At 39.3% G+C, this 1,332-nt stretch carries 1 pseudogene; it reads right to left on the bottom strand.

The window, feature by feature from the left end:
• Nucleotides 1-246: 246 nt before the first annotated feature.
• A pseudogene (locus tag CH361_RS19515) lies at nucleotides 247-1,332 on the bottom strand (hypothetical protein); the annotation flags it as partial.

Below are 1,332 nucleotides of genomic sequence, written 5' to 3'. Positions count from 1 at the left end.
GAGTCGCATCAATTTGCCCATTGAGCCACATTCCATTTACTAAACATTCGCATGGAATCGTCCAGGCACCGAGCAAGTTAAGACCAATGTCTCCTACAAATAAATTCCCCCAACCATCTCTTGCAAAGTGCACAGTATTAACTGCTGGTACATAAGCCCATCCTGCAGGTGACACAATCCTGTTTTCATATGAAACATTTTCGTAGCCAACTATTGATTTTGCTGTGAGTAACATGCTTGCAAGCATTATGCCCACCCTTTCTTCCAGGAGCCAAGATAATCTACATCATCTTTATAAATAGTAAGAAGGCTTCTTTTATTCGCTCCTGTGTCAGGTGTTTCAAGTGATGGTATGGCAATGTTAGACGGTAAAGTAATTGTTCGTCCACCAGTCGCATCTTGTTTAAACCGAAAAACAAAAACATCTCCCTCATTTCCACCTGAAATTTCAGTAAAGGTGACATTACCAGAAAGAGTTGCCTTGAACGATCGTTTGGTGTTAAGTGATGTGACTGATACGGATCCAGAAATACTACCTAAATCATGGATTGTATTATTCCATTTGTCTTTTTCGGAATCGGATACGAATCTACGTGTAGTCGACTCAGTCACTTCAGAGGCAGGAATATTGCCAGTATTTCTTTTTCCACCCAAAGCAGTATCAACTTCGGATTTTGTATAAGTATCAGACTTATTTGCTTTATTCGAATTTAGACGAAATACAGTTCCTGCAGAGGCAGGCTTGTTTGGGATCTCAGAATCTGTGTCGTCAACAATATCGGAAACATTGACTTTTCCCGTGGCGTACGCAGCTAGATCAACTGCATTTTCTTTTATAAGATTAACGATTTCTTGTAAAGTATCAAGATCAACATCATCGGAAGAAATGATTTCATTTATTGTGTGAATCTGATCCGCCAATTGTTTTACCGAATAAGCTGATGCAGCTTTGTTAGTTGCTGTAGACGCATGACTGGTTAGAATATCAGTAACTGTCAATTGCAAAGCATTGATAACATTGTTGAGACCGATCTGTTCTTTTGTGACTTCGTGCGGATTATCGGTATTTCCCTCATGATCATTTAACAAATTAATAATTTCAGAGTCACTCGAGGTTCTTGCTTCTGCCTCATTGTTGATAGCTACAATCAGGTTATTGGAGAGGAGTAAGTCCTCGTTTTGCCTTAAGTTAGCTTCTTCTGAAATAGATTCTGCGATCAAATTCTGGAGAGTGCCGGAAAGATTTGTGATTAATTCATTTGTGAAAGCGGCTATCTTTACACTGGACCAAGTGGTGTTTGCAGATTGTAGTTCATCTTGAATCAACAATCG

The sequence above is a fragment of the Leptospira brenneri genome (assembly GCF_002812125.1).
Taxonomy (GTDB): Bacteria; Spirochaetota; Leptospiria; order Leptospirales; family Leptospiraceae; genus Leptospira_A; species Leptospira_A brenneri.
This window is presented reverse-complemented; position numbering and strand designations above follow the sequence as displayed.